Origin of the sequence: Bacillus mycoides (assembly GCF_000832605.1) — a bacterium.
GTDB classification, from domain to species: Bacteria; Bacillota; Bacilli; order Bacillales; family Bacillaceae_G; genus Bacillus_A; species Bacillus_A mycoides.
This window is the reverse complement of sequence record NZ_CP009692.1, coordinates 1,603,087-1,621,926: the sequence shown is the minus strand read 5'-3', so window position 1 is coordinate 1,621,926 and position 18,840 is coordinate 1,603,087. Positions and strand designations below refer to the sequence as shown.

Genomic DNA, 18,840 nt, shown 5'->3' with positions numbered 1-18,840 from the left:
ATTCGATTGCACCAGGGAGGTGAAAAGTATGGCAAACATCAAATCTGCTATCAAACGCGCTAAACTTAGCGAAGAGCGTCGTTCACATAACGCTTCTATCAAGTCTGACATGCGTACTGCTGTTAAAACTGTAGAAACTTTAGTTACTAATAACGATCTTGAAAATGCTAAAGAAGCTTTCAAAACTGCTTCTAAAAAACTTGACAAAGCAGCTCGTAAAGGTCTTATCCACCAAAACGCTGCAGCTCGTCAAAAATCTCGCTTAGCGAAACAAGTAAACGCGTAAGGCGTTTAAAAAACGATCCATTCGGATCGTTTTTTATATACACAAAAAAGTTCACGTACTAAGTACGTGAACTTTTTTGTGTCACTACATATGATTTAACCGCATTAAGAAAAACTCAAGCACAAGTTTCTTATCCATCTTTCCAGTCTTCATACTATAATCAGCTTCCGCCAATTCTATAATAACTTTTTTTAATTCTTCAAAAGAGAAAAACTTCGTTTGATTCATCGCCAACTTTACCCGGTACGGATGTACACCAATATGGGACGCGATTTGATTTTGTCCGTAACCACGCTGTTGCAACTCTTTCACTTGATGCAGCAAGCGGAACTGACTTACTAATAAAGCGAGCAGTTTAATCGGTTCTTCCTGCTGTGTAAATAATCCGTCTAAAATTTGCATCGCACCAGCGATATCTTTTTTCACCACTTTTTCTGTTAAAGCAAACACGTTTTGCTCAACAGATTTCGGCACAAGTTCCGTGACAAGTTTTGGCGTAATTTCTCCGCCCATACCGACGTATAACGTTAACTTGTCCATTTCCTTCGCCAACATTGTTACATTACTTCCCACAAGCTCTAACAATAAACTAACAGCTGCATTATCAATATGCACATGCACCTCATCCGCACGAGAAACAATCCACTTCTGAACATCCTGCACTTGCATCGCATTTGCTTCTATTACATCCGCTGTTTTCTTTAATAGTTTTGTAATTTTTTTTCGTTCGTCTAATTTTTCATAAGGCGCAACAAAAACAAGAATAGAAAAAGGAGATGGCTCCCCAATATATTCTTCTAAAATTTTTATATTTTGTTCTAATTTTTCTTTTTGTGCCGTTAAAAATAGTGGTGATTTTATTAATATAACTTTACGCTCTCCAAAAAAAGGAAGCGTATGCGCATCCTCAACTACATCTTCTAAATACGCTTCTTCCAAATCGTATGTCACAACATTAAACTCTCGATCTTCCTCTTCAAGCGCTTCCGTTGTAATAAGCTTTATCGTTTCATTTATAAAATAAGCTTCCGTTCCATACAGTACATACAACGGAGCGAACTGTTTCTTTTTAATCTTCTTATGTATATCACTCATATTTTTTCCTACTCCCTAACTTAGCAATATATATTTATACTAATGCCCTAGCTTTTGTTTTACAAGTACAAAGGGACGGTCTTTATAACCCGCCCCTTTATTTATATAAAACGCCACGCAATAAGCCCCGGATTTCTTATTGGTGTGCGGTAATCACCTTCCCTTTATTATTTACAATAATAATCTTAGTATAAGTGCCAACTGTTAACATGATTGGAAATGAAAAATTCACGCTACTTAACTAACTAGAAAAAGTATACAAATACTCTATTTCACTTCATATGGAAATTGTAGATTTTTTTCTGACAATATTTTATACTAAAATGGAATGTTGGGGAGGGATTCTAAATGAATGATTTTGAACAAAACGTTCAAAGTAAACGCAATGACGCTATTGATTCAGGGGTAGGATTTATCGTCTCATTTGGTTTTTTCGCAACACTTTTCATTATTGCAACTGTTATTAAATTCATCGGTTCTTAAAGGCTGCTGCTTAACGGCAGTCTTCTTTTTTTCATCTTCTATGTGTTTCATCATATGTGATTTTACTTTGAAAGGTTCCTTTTTCTCCATTAAAAACATAGGAAATAGCACCTTGCTTATCCGTACGCCATATATCAATACCCATCTTCTTAAAACGCTCTATAACTTCCTTATGCGGGTGCCCATACCTATTACGCTCTCCCACAGAAATAATCGCTACAGCAGGCTGTACAAGGCTTAAAAATGGATCTGCAGACGATGTTTTACTCCCATGGTGGGCAACTTTTAAAATATTAGCCCGCAAATCAGGATATGTTGATACTATAAACTTTTCTCCTTCTTCTTCTAGATCACCCGTAAATAGCCATGTTAGTCCCCCTAGTCTGGCCCATAGTACAATCGAAGAGTCATTTTCTCCCTTTTCTTTCCCCTTTGGAGCTAATACGAAAAATTCCGCTTCATTTACCCTCCAACCTTCCCCTTCTCCTACTACACTTATCTTCATGCTCTTTTCTAACGCCTTTTTCTTCACCACTTTTTCCAATACAGCATCTTGTTCCTTTCTCCCAAATACAACTTCTTTTACAATAATAGATGACAGCAAATCCAGCGCAGCACCTATATGATCCGCATCTCCGTGCGTTACAATTAATTTATCAATCGTTTTTATACCTTCTTTTTGTAAAAAAGGAACAAGAATATCATGCCCAACAGAAAATTCATGCTTTTTCTGTTGCCACGCTTCCTTCTTGACAGGAAGGGCTCCTCCTGTATCAATAAGATAAACCTCTTTATCGTATGGAAGACGAATTAATATCGCATCTCCCTGTCCAACATCAAGAAATGTAACACTCCCACTTTCGCGAAAATATGGATATACATAATGACAAGTACTAATAAAAAGAAACACACCCACAACTATGCACAAATTTTTTTTCGTTATTACCCTTTCCAAAATCACAAATATACTAACGATACTAAAACAATATATAGCCACAAGAAATAAAGGAGTTTGACCAAAAGTAAGTCGGATGAAAGGGAAACTTTCACAGTAACTTAGAAAATCATTAGAAATGGTTAAACATAGTGAAAGTACATATGCAATTCCTTTTGCGAAAAATGGAATAACCGGCATACATATAAGAATAATGATGCTACACGGCAATACAATAATGGATAGAAAAGGAACATATATAAGATTGAGGAAAATGCTATAAGGAGAAAAATAACCAAAATGATATAACAAGATGGGGGTACTAGCGAGCTGTGAAATTATAGAAATGTAAATAGAATTTCGAACTATCCCATTACTACGCCCTAATAATATCGGCGCAGATAGTAGTAAAGAAAAACTACCTACAAATGAGAATTGAAATCCAATGTTGAAAATAAGATACGGATCGTATATAAGCATACATATAGCTGTTATACTTAAGGCGTCTAGACTAGATAAGCGAACAGAGCACATGAAAGCTACCAATAATAAAACTCCTGTTATAGAAGCCCTCACAACAGATGGCGACGCCCCAGCTATGATCATATACAGAGGAATGCAAACTATAAGGCATACTGTTGCTGTCTCTTTCGTCACACCACTTCTTAGCAAAACAAAATACATTATAACCATTAATAGTACGATATGCGATCCTGAAATTGCTAACAAATGTATAAGACCAAATTGTTGATATTGCTCTTCTACTTCAAACGTCATTTGTTGTCGATCTCCAAATAATAATGCGTTCATAAATGCACCTGATTGTTCCGGGAACATTTCTGTAACTTTCGAGATTGTTTGTTGCCTGAGAAGGAAAATCCATTGCACGAGTGACAACGATGTTTTGTGACATTCAGAAATGTATGTCACATCAAATATAAAATGTATTTTTTGCTGATATAAATAATTACGATAATCAAAAACATGAAAATTCCGGGCAGTTTGTGGTTCTTTCACCTCCCCTTTAAATGTACACGATATACCTACATGTAATTGTTGCAACTGCTTCTTTTCCGAAGCAGATTGTATTTTATAATTTAACTGCACTAAGTTTTTATTCTGATCTTCAATTTGAAAAGAGAGACGATCCCCATTAATTAGAGGTGTATTTTGCACGACCCCTCGTGTAACTTCATAGGACTCCCCTAGCGGCTTATTTAGACTCTGAACATACGTGGTGTACATAACGCCACTAAAACACGCTATTATACAAAATATGAAGGTTTTACGCGAAGTACGATATAAACAAAATAAAACATAACAAACGAAACAACAAGCAGCCAACAAATGCGATGCGGAAAAGGTAATTGCAATCCCAATTATAAACGAGATTGCAACATAGCCCCATTGCCCATTCAACTCATACTCACTCCTTATAGCATCATTTTCGCTTTAGTGAATACACGCTGTAATTCTTCCATTGATAAATTATCTTTTTCTAAAGCTGCGAATAATTCCTTTAGCTGTAAATGACGCTCTTGTTCCTCTAGCGATGTAATATCGTATTCTAGCGGAACGTGCTTTACTGTTACACTCGCTTGTTCAAATAACTCTACGGCATACGGATGATTTTTATAGTCCTGTGCATAATAAACCGCTGTAACACCACTTTGAATAATCGCCTTACAGCACTGCAAACAAGGAAAATGTGTGACATAAATTTCCGCTTCCTCTGTTTTTGCACCAAATTTCGCACATTGCAATAAAGCATTCATTTCAGCATGAATTGTACGAACGCAATGATTATCAATGACATAGCAACCATCGTCTATACAATGCACACCACCTTTAATTGAACCGTTATATCCACCAGCAATAATTCGTTTATCACGAACGATTGTCGCTCCTACCGCAAGCCTTGTACATGTACTACGTAAAGATAGTAGATGGCTTTGCGTCATAAAATATTGATCCCATGAAATTCGTTCCATATTTTTCACCTTCTTTTTTGTCTACTTGTAGTGTAGCGAAAAAAGAAAAACTTCGTCAATCTTTTATGGAATAATAATTTGATCTTTTATTTTCTCTAAAGACTTCGCACCAATCCCATCAATTTCTAATAAATCTTCTATTTTCTGAAACAGACCATGTTCTTCTCGATATTTCAAAATACTTTCCGCTTTCCGAGAACCAATGCCTGTTATTTTTTCAAGTTGCTCTTTAGAAGCTGTATTTATTTGCACTTTACCCTCGCTTTTTGAAAAAGTAGCCCCTTCTTGCACTGGCTCATTCTTGTTAGGAACATAAAGAAGCATTTGGTCTTGGACCATTTGCGCCAAATTCACTTTCTTCACATCTGCATCCGGCAACAAACCACCAGCTTTTTCAACCGCCTCCTTCACCCGGTCCCCTTCCTTCATTTCATACACACCCTCTTTAAAAACCGCCCCTTTCACATCAATTATAATTATTTTTTTCTGCTCCTTTGCATCCAATACTTTCGGTTTACTTTTTTTCTCCACATCTTTCACTTGAACTTCCGTTGTAACGAGCGATCGCTCTGTTTGCTGATTCGTTTTCCAGAAAAAAAGAAAAATCAAAGTGCCAATAATAACCACTAATCCCAACCATTTTTTCGGAAAATCCCACATCATTTTACACCTCTAATCATAAATTTATAACATCATTCATATTGTTTAGGAGAAAGCTGTTACGAAGGAGGGATGAAACATTGAACATAGGAATTATAGGGACAGGGAACATGGGGAGTATACTAATCGATGCATTTTTAGAAACCCGTGCTGTCAAACCTTCGTGCCTTACTATTATTAATCGGACGCCTGCCAAAGCATATCATATAAAAGAAAAATACCCTTCTGTTCATATAGCCAAAACAATCCAAGAGGTAATCGAACAATCCCAGCTTATTTTCATTTGCGTAAAACCGATAGATATATACCCTATTCTACAAAAATACGCTGACCATTTTTCAGACGAAGATTGCTTAGTTTCTATCACAAGCCCCATATCTCCATCACAATTAGAAACACTTATACCTTGCCACGTCGCTCGTATCATTCCAAGCATCACAAACCGCGCCTTATCCGGCGCATCACTATTTACATTTGGAAATAGCTGCTCTCTAGAATGGCAACAAAAACTACTTCGTCTATTCAAAAACATTTCTACTCCCCTTGTTATAGAAGAAGATATAACGCGCGTTTCATCTGATATAGCAAGCTGCGGCCCTGCTTTTTTTAGTTATTTATTACAATGTTTCATTAACGCTGCTGTAGATAAAACAAATATTACACATGAAGAAGCCACTACTTTAGTAAGTGAAATGGTCATTGGAATGGGGAAATTACTTGAAAAAGAAATTTTCACATTACCTACTTTACAAGAAAAGGTATGCGTTAAAGGCGGTGTTACAGGAGAAGGTATTCGTATTTTAGAAGAGCACGTTGGGGATATGTTTCATAAATTAATCGAACGGACACATGAGAAATTTGATGAAGATTTAAAATGCGTTGAGCAGCAATTCAATAAACACACATAATAAATACGCCATCGTAATCCCAAACCCTTTTTATTAATACTTATCTTTTTCATACTACATTTTCACTAAAACTAGCATTTTTACACTTTACACATATCATCTTTTTATTTTTCTAGAACTAAAACTACACCTTTTCTATAAAACAAAAGCAACCTTATCGGTTGCTTTTCTTTTATCCATTCTTCTTCGCCATAAAAAAGATGCGCTCTGTTTGTTCTGTCACTTCAATTCGTTCAAAGTCACCTGTGACGCGAAGCACTGTAAACCCAGCTTCTTCAAGCCATTTTGTTAACACTTCAACTGAATACGCACGTTGCACGTGACATTCGTCAAAACGATGATACACATCTTCTTCTGAATCTTGTACAAAGAATGTCAAATCATGTTCCACACTATCTGATTCTTCTCCAGGGAAGCAGTTCCAAATAAGTGATATTTCTTCGCCGTTCACTGTATATGTTTCATTTTGAAATACGTGATGTATTTTATATAAAGAGTGTACATCGAATAAAAACAAGCCATCCTGACGTAAATGGTGGAAAACTCTTCTAAATGTTTCTTGCACTCCATCTTCTTGCAATACATAATTTAATGAGTCACAAAAGATTGTCACACAATCAAATTCACCAGGAACATCGAGTTCTCTCATGTCTTGTTGGTAAAAAGGAATAAAATAGCCTTCTCCCCCCAATTTTTGCTGCGCGACAGTTAACATTTCTTCCGAAAGATCTACACCAATTAAGTCATAACCTTTTCGCACAAGCGGAAGTGTTACGTTACCAGTTCCACATGCTACGTCAAGGATTCTTGCCTCTTTCATAGATGCCTGTTGTAAACTTTCCTCTGTGAATTCCACCCATTTATCATAAGGGACATCATTCATCAGTTCGTCATACAGCAAAGCAAATTGTTCGTATTTCATTGATCTAGCTCATCTGCAATATCTTCACGCGGCACATCGCCCCATAGACGCTCTAAATTATAGTGATTACGCTCATCTTTATGGAATACATGAGCAACCACATCACCAAGGTCTACTAAAACCCAACGCGCTTCATCAAAGCCTTCCATACGTTGTACGTTAATTTCGAACTCATGTGCCTTCGCTTTAATTTCACGTGCAATTGCTTGTACTTGCTTGTCTGAATTTCCGTGACAAATAATAAAATAGTCTGCAATCGGTGAAATACCTTGCATATTTAGTACAACCATATCTTCTGCTCTCTTATCATCAGCTGCTTTTGCCGCTAATACTAATAACTCTTTATCTTTCATTTATTAATTTCCTCCTTGATAACTTCATTGTATGTTTGGAATGTTAATGGATAAATCGTTTGATCTTTTTCCATTAAAAATTGAATTGTTCGCTTTAAAGCAAACAGTAAAGCTTGATTTATATCTTTATATGCGAGTTTCCTCGCTTCTTCCACACCAGGAAACTTACGTCCTGGTTCAATGTAATCTGCTACATAAATAACTTTATCTAACATTGTCATTTTTTCATGACCACTTGTATGATATGTAATAGCTTGTAGAATTTCAGGATCAGTAATGCCTACTTCTTTTTCTACTAAGTATGCCCCAACAGGTGCATGCCATAACTCTTTGTTATAGTGCAGTAGATCCTTTGGCAAAGCTTCTCCCTTAATAATCTCTTCCATTTCTGGAATCGCTCTACATTTTGCATAATCGTGAAATATAGCAGCCGTCTCTGCCTTTTTCTCATCTACACCATATAATCGGGCAAGTTCAATCGCTGTTTCCATTACACCGACCGTGTGTATATAACGTTTTTCATGCATTTGTTGTTTGACAATACTAAGTGCTTCCTCACGATTCATACAACCCATTCCTCTCGATATATACCTGTACTTTTTCGGGGAGTAAATATTTGCACGTTTTCTTCGTCATATATCTCTCACGTAACAGAGAAGAAGAAACTGCAAACTCCGGAATTTCCACTTTTACGATATCATAAGGCGTATGTAATGTATAACCTGGTCTTGCAACTCCAACGAAAGTCACAAGCTTAAGTAACTTTTCAATGTTATACCACTTCGGCAAATACTCAACCATGTCTCCGCCAATAATAAAGTGAAACTGCACATCCGGATACTTCTCCGTTAATTGTACCATAGTATCGTACGTATAAGATGGGCCTTCTCTGTCTAGCTCTTCTAAACAAATTGAAAAGTATGCTTCTTCCTCAATCGCTATTTGCAGCATATTTAATCGACTTTTCACACTCGTAATGTTACGTCCTTGCTTGTGCGGTGGAACTTGATTCGGCAAAAACCATACCTCTTCCAACCCTAAAGCATGATACACTTCATTTGCAATTAACAAATGCCCATTATGAGGTGGATCAAACGTGCCACCAATAATGCCAATTTTTCTCAAAAGAAACGCTCCTTCCTTTTACATACAGCAACTCTCCCCATACAAATTCGAAGAGAGCCCACTGTTAATAAAAGTTCAATTGGTTTCGCTTTCTACATATCAAGCGTCCATTACGAAATAACTCACGTATATCTTTTATCGAGGAAGCTTAATCTGCTTATTTTCTCTTGATTCTTTGTATAAAACAATTGTGCTTCCGATTACTTGAACGATTTCAGCTCGTGCACCTTGTGCAAGCTCTTCTGCAACTTCACTACGATCAAATTCACAGTTTTGTAATACGCTCACTTTAAATAGTTCACGAACTTCTAATGCTTCTCCAATTTGTTTCACCATATTTTCATTCACGCCACCTTTTCCAACTTGAAAAATCGGTGTTAAATGATGTGCCTTTGCACGTAAAAATCTTTTTTGTTTTCCTGTTAACATATAATTAGCCTCCAAGCTCTCTCATTACTAATTGTTTCATTCTATCAATATTCGGCACACACCCTGTCCACATTTCAAACGCAAGTGCACCTTGATAAACGAACATATCGATTCCATTTTGAATTATTGCACCTTGTTCTTTCGCATCGCCTAAAATTTTCGTCTCAAATGGATTATAAATAATATCAGAAACAATCGTTCCTTGTTTCAATGAACGAATTTCCAGCGGCGTATACTCAACATGTGGATGCATACCTATCGTTGTTGTTTGGATGATAATATCATATTCCCCTTGATTTTCTGCTGCACATTCTAACGATAGAGCATGCGAATTAACATTTGCCATGCACCCAGAGATAAGGTTTTTCGCCTTATCTCTCGTACGATTAGCAATATCAATTTCTTTCACACCTACATCGGCAAGCGAGAAGTAAATAGCTCGGCTAGCACCACCTGCACCGATTAATAAAATACGTTTCTCTTGAAGTGGATCTTCACTAATTGACTGCAGGGCACGAACAAAACCAATTCCATCTGTATTATACCCAATCAATTTTCCATCTCGATGAACTACTGTATTTACCGCACCGATTTGCCTTGCTAACGGGGCAATCTCATCCAAGTACTCCATAATTGCAACTTTGTGCGGAGTCGTTACATTAAATCCTGAAATACCTAATGCTTTCAAACCTTTTACTGCTTCCCCTAGCGCTTCTTCTTCTACAAGAAACGCATGGTAATGGGCATCCATATTCAAGTGTTCAAATGCATCGTTATGCATAACGGGTGATAATGAATGTCCAATTGGATTTCCGATTACACCATATAATTGTTTCATAAATCCCTCTCCATATTAAATTAAAGATTTACGTAATGAAACACTTACTCCTTTTGGTACATGAGCAACAATTTTCGCTCCTGATTCATTTACAGTAACCCAGCCCAATCCAGAGAATACAACATCCGTTTTCGGCTCACGAATATTAAATTCATATTTCACAAACTTAGGCATATTTTCTAATTCTTCTGGTGTCGGTGGATTCAATAATTCTCCAGCGTGTTTTTCGTACAATTCATCAGCCTTTTCAAGCTTTGTACGATGGATTGTTAAACGGTTTGAGAAATGACAAGTGAATGCACGACGGCCCCCACTTACATAATCAAATCGTGCTAATCCACCAAAGAATAATGTTTGTTCCTCATTTAATTGGAATACCATTGGCTTAACTTCTGTAGTCGGTGTAATAAGCTTTAAGCTTTGTTTCCCAACATAATGCGCCATTTGATGATGATTAATAATACCTGGTGTATCGTATAAAGATGACGTTTCGTCTAATGGGATATCAATTAAATCAAGCGTTGTTCCTGGGAAATGTGATGTTGTAATTACATTCTCAGTCTCATCACTAAACTCTTTAATCATACGATTAATAAATGTTGATTTACCAACATTCGTACATCCAACAACATAAACATCTTTACCCTCGCGGTAATGCTCAATTGCATCAGCAAGTTCAGCGATTCCTTGTCCTTTAGCTGCACTAATTAAAAAGACATCTTCTGGTTTTAAACCAAGTTGCTTTGCACTATAGCGCATCCAATGTTTTACTTTATCATGCTTAACTGACTTTGGAATTAAGTCAGCCTTATTCCCTACAAGTAATACTTTATTGTTCCCTACAAAACGATGTAAGCCCGGTAACCAGCTACCATTGAAATCGAAAATATCTACGATTTTAACCACTAGTGCGTCTGATTGTCCAATTCCGTTCAAAATACGAAGGAAATCATCATCTGTTAAAGATACATCTTGAATTTCGTTATAATGTTTCAAACGAAAACAACGTTGGCAAATTACTTGTTCTTTTTCTAAAGATGATACAGGAGCGTATCCTACTTCATTTTTATTTTCTGTTTGAATTTCTACACCGCAACCAATACATTTAATTGTTTCAGTCAAACTTTATTCCTCCCAGTTAATTAAGCCTTTTTTCTTCATGTTTCTCATAATTCTTCGTTCAATTTTCCGATTAAATCGTGTCACCAATCCGTCCGTTTGCGCTACCGGTACAACTAAAATTGTATGAAGTCCCACACGATTCCCGCCGAGCACATCCGTTAGTAACTGATCTCCAATTACTACAACTTCATCTGGCTGCAGGTGCATCTCATGTATCGCACGCTTAAATGCGCGAACAAACGGTTTGCGCGCACTATGAATAAACGGAATACCTAATGGGTCAGCGAAGTCTTTAACGCGTTGCTCGTTGTTATTTGAAACGACCGTTACTTGAATATCATTTTCTTTCATTTTCAAAAACCACTCTTCAAGCTGTGGCGTTGCGTTTGGACGATCCCATTCAATTAAAGTGTTATCTAAATCAGTAATAACTCCTTTAATTCCACGTTTTTTCAAATCTTCTGGTTGAATATGATATATATTTTTCACATATTCATTTGGTAAAAATAACTTCAATTTCTTTCACCTCTTTGAGGATTTTTCATAAAATTTTTCGACAACATTTTTCGATAGATAACCTGTGGATAAACTTGTACACACTTTCCACGTTAATTTTTCAGTCAATTTGGAATTTACTAACAATCTATCCACATTTTATCCACTGAGTTATGTGGATAACCTCTTGTTTGTGACTGCCATATTTTTTTGGTACATTAAATGCAACAACGAATCAATCCTTATATTATTAGGAGGTGACTCACCTTGAAAACAAAACATATGGAACAGTTATCTACTGATTTACTCACTGAGTCTTATTATAAAGCAAAAGAACTAAAATTAAATCCCGACTTCATTTTACTTATAAAACAAGAAATTATTAGACGCTCGTTAGAGGACAAGCTCGTCAAATCTTCTTGAGTACATATAGATTGCTGATTGACCTGTAAAAAGAGCCATCCTGCGATGGCTCTCGAATAAACAAGTACTCCCATCTAGGGGATTTCTTCATTAAGCATCTTTGTCCACATTTCTTAATTAGAGCTTCATAAGTATATTATAAAACCTTTTCTTTACTTATGAGATACTCGGGTTGCAATTTTTTCACCAAGACGCAGCTCTTGCCCACTTGTCAATTCCTGCACTGCTTTAATCATATCTTTTTCAAATAATAAAACAACTGTTGAGCCAAATGTAAAGTATGCCATCTCTTCACCTTTTTGAACAGTACTTCTTTCATGAAGGAGCTCGATACTATTAACAAACATAGCACCTACTTTTACAAGTGCCATATGTTCGCCGTCACTATTTACTTCTGTAACAGAGCGATAATTTTTTGACAATGGTTCTTTCCCATACTCCATACCCGCTGCATTTACCGGATATGATTTTCTACCGAGTACAAATCTTTCAGTCACAGAGCCAGAAAGCGGGCTATGAATGCGATGATAATGACTTGGACTCAAATAAATCACCATATATGTACCGCCTGCATATCGCTTTGCACGCTCTTCATTACCTAGCATATCCACAATTGAATAACGCTTTCCTTTTATATCGAATGTTTTTGTATCCTCAATAGGACCTTGATCAGCAAAAACACCATCAACAGGACTAACGATACTCGATGCATCAGTATCAATACTACGCTTTCCTTCTTTTAGCCTACGTGTAAATAAATCATGCAATGTTCCATATTCCTTCAAACCCTTTTCCATCTCATCTTGATTAATTTGAAAAACTTTCACATACGATGGAATAATGATAGAGCTCAAACGAGATTGTGCAAATTTACGTAATATATAAGAAGTAAAACGACCATTTGTAAGTTCGATCATAAGTCGATATAATGTCCGTCGCAAATTACGAAACCTCCTAATCAGCCTATAACTTTAGTTTCCCCTTCTTTTCTCTCTATATCATATGTAAAATTGGTTCTTATTCCCACATATAGAATGGAGCCGTCTCGTTATACACGAAGAAAAACTAAGTATAATTTTTATTCTTAAATTGTTTAGCACCTTCTAATATTACAGATAGAACCCGCCATTTTCAACAGTGAACATGTATTTCTTCTTAGAACAGCTCGTTTTCTTTCCGTTTTCCCGAAAGAAAAGCAGCCACTTTTAAAGTGTAGCTGCTTACAATACACATTATTCTTTTGCTTTTTTCTCTTTCTCAGCCCGCACAAATTCATGGAACATTTTCATTAAAGCACGCTTTTCAATTCGCGATACGTAGCTTCTTGAAATACCGAGTGCCTTCGCAATCTCCCTCTGTGTTTTCTCTTTATCAAGCCCAAGTCCAAAACGCTTCACAATTACTTCTTTCTCTCGTTCGTCCAAAATATCGATATACTCTTTAATTTTTTCTAACTCCATACTAAGCTGAATCATATCAATTACATCTTCAGATTCTGATTTTAATATATCAATAAGTGATATTTCATTACCCTCTTTATCTTGCCCAATCGGATCATGAAGTGAAACGTCTTTTTTCGTTTTCTTTAGCACACGTAAATGCATCAAAATTTCATTTTCGATACAGCGTGCTGCATATGTTGCAAGCTTAGTTCCTTTCCCTGCTGAATAGCTTTCAATCGCTTTAATAAGCCCAATGGTACCAATTGAAATTAAATCTTCTGCATCTTCACCAGTGTTTTCGAATTTCTTAACAATATGAGCTACAAGCCGTAAATTATGTTCAATTAAAAGATTTCTCGCTTGAGCATCACCTTGCTCCATTAACTCTAAGTACTTTCTCTCATCATCTGATGATAACGGCTGCGGGAACGCATTGTTCTTCACATAAGAAACAAATACAAACACTTCTCGAACCATATATCCAATTGCGGCGAATAGACTCAAACCTTTCACCTCCGCCAAAATAGTGGTCTTTACTATGTGTATGTGGGCATGAGGTTGTTTGTGTCTGTACGATGTAAATATGGAACTCTTAACTTAATGGCATTCTTAAATCACTCAACGCTAATCATTAAATTTTTCTATAAACATAGTAAAAGCCAATCGAAACGTATCGATTGGCTTTTACTAATATTCACTCCAAATTTTCTCTCCAGTCTGCGCATCTATGTAACGAATTTTCCGACTACAATCGACGGATTCTTTATGATTTTCACTCCTCGTTTGTTTATACAGCAGTTTATATTTCATTTCCTCTGCATCATGATCTATACACCATTCTAATTTTACTCGAATGACCTCTTTATATATTTCTAACGCTTTTTCTTTTGTTACTTTTGGTGCTGTTTCATGTGCAAGTAACTCTTCTATTATATTGCTAGGTTTTCCCGAGTAGTGCATCACAGCACCATTTTCTGTATTAATGTTGACCATGAATTCCCTATACTCTACCGGAATTTCATTCACATATACTGAAAAGACAAATCTTTCAATCCCTTCATCTTCGTCATGTTCATCCCAAAGGCGAAGATATTGTGTAACATCTGGAATAACATGTTCTAAAAATTGAAGTGCTTTTTGTAAACATTCCTCTCTAGACAGTATTTGTTTTACTTCTTTATCGTCTGCCAGTTTTATAAAACCAATTAATTCATTGGTTGATTTATCAATCGTAATGCCAACTAAATTATTATATTTTAACATCGGTAAATGCTTTTTAAAGAATTCATTCATTAAATATGGATTCTTTTCTTCTTTCTGTTTTTGTAATTCCTCTTTCGAAACAAATTTCATCCTTATTCCATCTTCATTTTCTGTCTCAGCCACTTTTGTAAAACTTTCTTTATCCCAGTCAAATAAATCGAATATATCATCTTGTTGACTACCTTTTTTCGGTTTTTCAACAGCTACAGTTGGAGGCAATTTATAATGATCTGGGTCAAACAAATCTTTACCTGTACTTGCATCAATAAACGCATGACTAGGTTCTGGTTCATATACAAGATGATAGCCTTTTACTTCCTCACCATTTTCATATTTACATGAAGAATGTGTTAAATCCACAAATACAAGTCTCATATCTTGTCTAGCTCTCAAAGTTTCTAAAACGACGTTCTCCTCAACAATTTCAATTGGCCATAACGGTTTTTTCTCTATAGCTTTTTGTCCATTGTAATGAAAATGCACAACATTACCTGAAGGATGAATTCGCACAACACATCCTGTATTCGGCAATGGATATCCATTCACTTCCTGCATATAATTTATTTCTTTCCAACCACGCCAGTCATCCTTAACTGACACATATGTATAAAATTCTAATCCTTCTTCCACATGTTTTTTTATAAATACATTTGCAATCTCTCTTGCCTTATTCTCCTCTATCGCTTCTTTATCACTCGAAAAATAATTTTCATCATCTATCCTGAATTCAAATAAATTACCAGTATGCCTATTTAATGAAATTTGTATCTGTTTCTCCTCATCCTCTTTATGCCCCCACCATAATAAATGATGAGGATCATCCACTCCTTCTTGATCATCTACAACAAGCCTATATTCATCTGGAATTTCAATAATATGAGCCACTTTCTCTTTTCTTTCTTTATCTTTTGGATTCATCATACCCTCTCCTTCATTACAATTTAAGGTAATTATAACAAACAAAACCAAAAACCATTAGCAAAAAGACAAAAAGCTGAAACAATTAGTTCATACGAATTTCACATGAATCTATTACTATAGGAATTGTACATAGTGAAATTACTAACAATGACGTTTATTCATATATAATTTCATTTGAAAGGGGTTGAAAAGATGAAAACTAAATATCGCTTTATGATCTCATCATTTGCTGCTTGCGCCTACATGATTTGGTGTTTAGTATAATAACAACTTCACTTGTAAATAAGAAAAGGTGTGTATATAAATGGAATATAACCAATCAACAGTTAACTACTGGAAAGCTTTTGTATTACCTTATACATTCGCTTTAGAAGAGTTAAAAACTAAATTTGAAATTATGAACCGGGAAGCTCAATTTTTAGAAGACTACAACCCGTTTGAACATATAAAAACAAGACTTAAACAACCCGAAAGTATCATTAGGAAGCTTGAGCGTAAAAACTTATCACCAACAGTTGAAAATGCTCAAACACAATTACAAGATATTATTGGCATCCGTATTACATGTTGCTTTGTAGAAGATATTTATCATTTAAAAGAAGTTATTGAAAATCGTGGAGATATGGAAATTGTAGAAGTAAAAGATTATATTGCTAATCCAAAAGGAAATGGCTATAAAAGTTTGCATATGATTATTAAATATCCATTGTCACTAAATTCTGGTACGAAAGATGTCTTTGCAGAAATTCAATTACGTACACTTGCCATGGACTTTTGGGCAAGTTTAGAACATAAGCTTTACTACAAATATGAAGGAAATATACCTGACTATTTGAAAGATGAACTACATGACGCTGCTATGAAAGCTGAAGACCTCGATAATAAGATGGCAACAATCCGTCAAGATATTGATGACATTGAAGCATGTTCAAATCAAATTTTATTACCACTTTAAAAGGTTCTCTCCTATGAGAACCTTTTTATCCCGCTATTTGCGGGCAGTAAGACTCCCACTGATTAAAGTTTCACTTTATTTCTTCTCTATCGTACGAACCTCTTCAATCTTCCACCCTTCTTCTTCTTTTCCAAGTGCGTACTGCATTTTCTTCTGAAGAGTAACCCCTCCATCTACTTCTTTTTCCTCCGTTTCAACAATAACAAGCCCACCTTTAAGAGCTTTCATATTCATATGTTCTAACTCTATTTTCTTATTTCCCTTTTGAAATGCCGCTTCCTTTTGTGTTTTTAAGTCTTCAGCACTAGGCATCTTCTTTGAAAATAACTCCATATGTTCAGCAAGATTTTTTTCATTCGTTGTCCGTACAAATGCCTCAATAACATCTTGAATGGATTTCTCTTCTTCTTTCGTTATATGTACCTTTTCCTCAGTTTTCCCAGCAGATTTTTGTTCTATATTATTCTCTTGAGATTGACATCCAACTAGCAATAATACGAATACTAGAAGGAATCTTAATTTCCCTAAAAAAACGCTCATCTTTCCATCTCCTAAAAAGAAAAGTGAGGCATTTCGCCTCACTTTCATTTATAATTAGCGTCTTCCTTTATTCGGATCGCCGCCGCCAACGATGTCAAAGACACGTTTAGCTATATTTGTATTCTCTTGAACGCCAGAGAATAAGTATTTACCTGGTCCGAATGCATATACGTTCACATCTTCACCTGTATGTCCACCCGTTGTCCAACCTGTAACCGAACGCTTATTGAAGATATCTTCAATTGCATTATCAATCTTTGTTACATCTTTTGATGGAGCTATATCATTTACAGCTTTAATTTCTTCTGGTGTTAATTGTAGATCAATATACTTTTTCAATGTTTCTTCTACATTTGCACCTTTTACAATCTCATTTGCCATAAAGTCTGGCGTACGTTTCGCAGCTTTAATCGGATCTACTTTAAAGTTATACTCACCATTCGCACCTAAAGATAATCCGCCAGTAGCATGGTCTGCAGTTGCAACAACTAATGTGTTCTTATCTTTTTTCGCAAACTCAATTGCTGCTTTAAACGCTTTTTCGAAGTCTTCCATTTCACTCATTGCACCGACAATATCATTATCATGTCCAGCCCAATCAATTTGACTACCTTCGACCATTAAGAAGAAACCGTCTTTATTTTTGTTCAAGCGCTCAATCGCTGCATTTGTCATCTCTTCTAATGAAGGTGTTTTGTCAGTACGGTCAATCATTTTGTCTAAACCACCTGGTGCAAATAAGCCAAGAACTTGATCGCTTTTATCATTTAATAATTGATTACGATCTGTTACATAACTATAACCAGACTTCTTAAATTCTTCTGTAAGATTGCGGTCTTTTCTAACAAAGTTCTTTACGCCCCCGCCAAGCATAACATCTATTTTATGCTTACCTTTAATTTTTTCATCAAAGTAATCATTTGCAATTGCGTCCATATTTTTACGACTAATATCATGTGCACCGAATGCAGCTGGTGTTGCATGCGTAATTTCAGAAGTTGCAACGAGTCCCGTTGACTTCCCTTTTTCTTTCGCTTGCTCCAATACTGTTTTCACTTCAGCTTTATCATTATCTACTGCAATAGCTGCGTTATATGTTTTTATACCTGCTGACATCGCAGTAGCTGCCGATGCAGAGTCTGTAATATTTTCATGTTCATCTTCTGGATATGTTTTTTGTGTTCCTACAAGATGCTTATCAAATTCTGTAGATTCCATCTCAAATGTTTTTGGATTATCTTTCATATAACGATGAGCTGTCATATATGAAGGCCCCATACCGTCCCCAATTAATACAATGACATTTTTAATTTTTGCATTGTTTCCGTTCTCATCTGCATTAACCTCACTAGAACGCGTAAAATTCCATGTTGCTACCGAAGTAACTGCTAACGACGCCACAACTGCAAATGGCCATGCTTTTTTTACAAACTTTTTCACTGTCTTGTCCCCCTAATTAGGTTATTCATTTCCCACTATCAAATTTAATAGAAGACTGTTAAGAGAAAATGAGTTATATGTAAATTTTTTGTTAACTTATGTAAATTTAAGTTATAATTTGTATAAGTTTGTCTTTTCATATCAAGCATACTCCCCTTTACAAAGATAAATATAAACATGTTGGATTTCTTTTAATACGAACCTATTATTTTACA

General features: G+C 35.7%; 22 protein-coding genes. 5 read left to right on the top strand and 17 right to left on the bottom strand.

Features of this window, described 5'->3' with window-relative positions:
* Positions 1-28: 28 nt before the first annotated feature.
* Positions 29-286 (top strand): 30S ribosomal protein S20, encoded by a 258-nt coding sequence (gene rpsT, locus BG05_RS10285; protein WP_002088694.1) that lies wholly within the window; start codon positions 29-31, stop codon positions 284-286.
* An 84-nt stretch (positions 287-370) separates the two neighbouring features.
* On the opposite strand, the gene holA is transcribed toward rpsT, so the two are convergent.
* Positions 371-1,381 carry a DNA polymerase III subunit delta gene (holA, locus tag BG05_RS10280; protein ID WP_002034073.1) on the bottom strand — a complete coding sequence of 337 codons (1,011 nt, stop codon included), beginning with the start codon at positions 1,379-1,381 and terminating at the stop codon, positions 371-373.
* 348 nt (positions 1,382-1,729) lie between these two features.
* Here holA and BG05_RS29430 point away from each other — a divergent pair, with 348 nt between their 5' ends.
* Entirely contained in the window at positions 1,730-1,864 is a 135-nt protein-coding gene (locus BG05_RS29430) for a YqzM family protein (protein WP_000997609.1), read from the top strand.
* A 31-nt stretch (positions 1,865-1,895) separates the two neighbouring features.
* Here BG05_RS29430 and BG05_RS10270 read toward each other — a convergent pair whose 3' ends face one another.
* The 3 genes from BG05_RS10270 to BG05_RS10260 all read right to left on the bottom strand — a co-directional run bounded on the left by BG05_RS10270 (position 1,896) and on the right by BG05_RS10260 (position 5,452).
* Positions 1,896-4,217 carry a DNA internalization-related competence protein ComEC/Rec2 gene (locus BG05_RS10270; protein ID WP_033734252.1) on the bottom strand — a complete coding sequence of 774 codons (2,322 nt, stop codon included), beginning with the start codon at positions 4,215-4,217 and terminating at the stop codon, positions 1,896-1,898.
* Between the two features lie 14 nt (positions 4,218-4,231).
* The gene (locus BG05_RS10265) at positions 4,232-4,789 is read right to left on the bottom strand and encodes a ComE operon protein 2 (protein ID WP_002088698.1); all 558 of its coding nucleotides are present in this window, start codon (positions 4,787-4,789) and stop codon (positions 4,232-4,234) included.
* A 63-nt stretch (positions 4,790-4,852) separates the two neighbouring features.
* Positions 4,853-5,452, bottom strand: coding sequence for a helix-hairpin-helix domain-containing protein (locus tag BG05_RS10260; protein WP_002015211.1), 600 nt, complete (start codon positions 5,450-5,452; stop codon positions 4,853-4,855).
* 77 nt (positions 5,453-5,529) lie between these two features.
* Here BG05_RS10260 and comER point away from each other — a divergent pair, with 77 nt between their 5' ends.
* Positions 5,530-6,357 (top strand): late competence protein ComER, encoded by an 828-nt coding sequence (gene comER / locus BG05_RS10255; protein WP_033731293.1) that lies wholly within the window; start codon positions 5,530-5,532, stop codon positions 6,355-6,357.
* 172 nt (positions 6,358-6,529) lie between these two features.
* Here comER and BG05_RS10250 read toward each other — a convergent pair whose 3' ends face one another.
* The 8 genes from BG05_RS10250 to BG05_RS10215 form a co-directional block, all read right to left on the bottom strand.
* Positions 6,530-7,279, bottom strand: coding sequence for a class I SAM-dependent DNA methyltransferase (locus BG05_RS10250; protein WP_002088700.1), 750 nt, complete (start codon positions 7,277-7,279; stop codon positions 6,530-6,532).
* Positions 7,276-7,632 (bottom strand): ribosome silencing factor, encoded by a 357-nt coding sequence (rsfS, locus tag BG05_RS10245; protein WP_000653209.1) that lies wholly within the window; start codon positions 7,630-7,632, stop codon positions 7,276-7,278. Before rsfS ends, BG05_RS10250 begins: the two co-directional genes overlap by 4 nt.
* Positions 7,629-8,198, bottom strand: coding sequence for a bis(5'-nucleosyl)-tetraphosphatase (symmetrical) YqeK (gene yqeK, locus BG05_RS10240; RefSeq protein WP_002129163.1), 570 nt, complete (start codon positions 8,196-8,198; stop codon positions 7,629-7,631). Before yqeK ends, rsfS begins: the two co-directional genes overlap by 4 nt.
* Positions 8,188-8,757: a nicotinate-nucleotide adenylyltransferase gene (locus tag BG05_RS10235; RefSeq protein WP_002015218.1), complete on the bottom strand. Its 570-nt coding sequence runs from the start codon at positions 8,755-8,757 to the stop codon at positions 8,188-8,190. The genes yqeK and BG05_RS10235 overlap by 11 nt, the downstream gene beginning before the upstream one ends.
* A 135-nt stretch (positions 8,758-8,892) precedes the next feature.
* A complete protein-coding gene (gene yhbY, locus BG05_RS10230) occupies positions 8,893-9,186 on the bottom strand; it encodes a ribosome assembly RNA-binding protein YhbY (RefSeq protein ID WP_002015220.1) in 294 nt (97 codons plus the stop codon).
* Positions 9,187-9,190: 4 nt separating this feature from the next.
* Entirely contained in the window at positions 9,191-10,024 is an 834-nt protein-coding gene (aroE, locus tag BG05_RS10225; RefSeq protein WP_002015222.1) for a shikimate dehydrogenase, read from the bottom strand.
* A 15-nt stretch (positions 10,025-10,039) separates the two neighbouring features.
* Complete coding sequence (yqeH, locus tag BG05_RS10220; RefSeq protein ID WP_002015224.1) at positions 10,040-11,146, bottom strand: ribosome biogenesis GTPase YqeH; 1,107 nt, start codon at positions 11,144-11,146, stop codon at positions 10,040-10,042.
* Between the two features lie 3 nt (positions 11,147-11,149).
* Positions 11,150-11,662 (bottom strand): YqeG family HAD IIIA-type phosphatase, encoded by a 513-nt coding sequence (locus BG05_RS10215; protein ID WP_002015225.1) that lies wholly within the window; start codon positions 11,660-11,662, stop codon positions 11,150-11,152.
* Between the two features lie 246 nt (positions 11,663-11,908).
* Between BG05_RS10215 and sda the strand changes: the two genes are divergently transcribed.
* Complete coding sequence (sda, locus tag BG05_RS10210; RefSeq protein WP_002015226.1) at positions 11,909-12,064, top strand: sporulation histidine kinase inhibitor Sda; 156 nt, start codon at positions 11,909-11,911, stop codon at positions 12,062-12,064.
* Between the two features lie 152 nt (positions 12,065-12,216).
* On the opposite strand, the gene BG05_RS10205 is transcribed toward sda, so the two are convergent.
* The 3 genes from BG05_RS10205 to BG05_RS10195 form a co-directional block, all read right to left on the bottom strand.
* Positions 12,217-13,005, bottom strand: coding sequence for a phosphatidylserine decarboxylase (locus BG05_RS10205; RefSeq protein ID WP_002129166.1), 789 nt, complete (start codon positions 13,003-13,005; stop codon positions 12,217-12,219).
* Between the two features lie 291 nt (positions 13,006-13,296).
* Positions 13,297-14,010, bottom strand: coding sequence for an RNA polymerase sporulation sigma factor SigK (gene sigK / locus BG05_RS10200; protein ID WP_000051382.1), 714 nt, complete (start codon positions 14,008-14,010; stop codon positions 13,297-13,299).
* A gap of 183 nt (positions 14,011-14,193) precedes the next feature.
* Positions 14,194-15,690, bottom strand: coding sequence for a YcdB/YcdC domain-containing protein (locus BG05_RS10195; protein WP_003191505.1), 1,497 nt, complete (start codon positions 15,688-15,690; stop codon positions 14,194-14,196).
* A 304-nt stretch (positions 15,691-15,994) separates the two neighbouring features.
* Here BG05_RS10195 and BG05_RS10190 point away from each other — a divergent pair, with 304 nt between their 5' ends.
* On the top strand, positions 15,995-16,645 hold the full coding sequence (locus BG05_RS10190; protein ID WP_002015229.1) for a GTP pyrophosphokinase: 651 nt from the start codon (positions 15,995-15,997) through the stop codon (positions 16,643-16,645).
* 75 nt (positions 16,646-16,720) lie between these two features.
* Here the strand turns inward: BG05_RS10190 and BG05_RS10185 are convergent, their stop codons facing one another.
* Together BG05_RS10185 and BG05_RS10180 are read right to left on the bottom strand one after the other, a co-directional pair.
* The gene (locus tag BG05_RS10185) at positions 16,721-17,185 is read right to left on the bottom strand and encodes a hypothetical protein (RefSeq protein WP_002129170.1); all 465 of its coding nucleotides are present in this window, start codon (positions 17,183-17,185) and stop codon (positions 16,721-16,723) included.
* A 54-nt stretch (positions 17,186-17,239) separates the two neighbouring features.
* Positions 17,240-18,625 (bottom strand): alkaline phosphatase, encoded by a 1,386-nt coding sequence (locus tag BG05_RS10180; RefSeq protein ID WP_002129171.1) that lies wholly within the window; start codon positions 18,623-18,625, stop codon positions 17,240-17,242.
* Positions 18,626-18,840 lie beyond the last annotated feature (215 nt).